This window comes from Rhodosalinus sp. K401 (assembly GCF_041365735.1).
Taxonomy (GTDB): Bacteria; Pseudomonadota; Alphaproteobacteria; order Rhodobacterales; family Rhodobacteraceae; genus Rhodosalinus.
Genome location: NZ_JBGFSI010000050.1, coordinates 1 through 558 on the forward strand (window position 1 = coordinate 1; position 558 = coordinate 558).

The 558-nt window shown below is 71.9% G+C and carries 1 protein-coding gene and 1 pseudogene; both read left to right on the plus strand.

The annotated features are described in order from the left end of the window. A partial coding sequence (locus tag AB6A66_RS17480) for a DUF4159 domain-containing protein (RefSeq protein WP_371056904.1) occupies positions 1-281 on the plus strand: 281 nt, incomplete at its 5' end. Next, positions 278-558, plus strand: a pseudogene (locus AB6A66_RS17485) (hypothetical protein); the annotation flags it as partial. The gene AB6A66_RS17480 and the pseudogene AB6A66_RS17485, both read left to right, overlap by 4 nt.

Here is a 558-nt window from a genome sequence, read left to right on the forward strand (position 1 = left end):
AGGCCGCGCCGCCCGACGCCGAACGGATCGAGGGGATGCCCTTCCGCAACCTCAACGACGGGGTGACGCCGGTGGTCATCGGCGGCAATGACTGGGCCGCTGCCTGGGCCGTGGACGAGCGCGGCCAGCCTCTCTACCCGGTGGGACGCGGCTACACGGGAGAGCGCCAGCGCGAACTCGCCTTCCGCTTCGGCGTGAACCTCGTGATGCATGTGCTCACGGGCAACTACAAGTCGGACCAGGTGCATGTTCCGGCGCTTCTCGACAGGTTGGGTCAATGACGGGAACGGTGCTCTTCGACCCCCTCGTGCCGCTCTGGCTGCTTGGCGCGCTGGGCGTGGCGGTGGCGGCGGCCTCCGCGCTCGCGCTCTGGCGCGGGCTGTCCGGCTGGGCGCTCCGCGGGCTTGCCGGGCTCGTCGTGCTCGCCGCGCTCGCGCAGCCCACTTGGCAGCAGGAGGAGCGCGCGGCGCTTTCCGACATCGTGATCATGGTGGAGGACGCGACGGCGAGCCAGCGCCTCGCCGAACGTGCCGCGACGACCGAGGCCGCGGCCGAGGA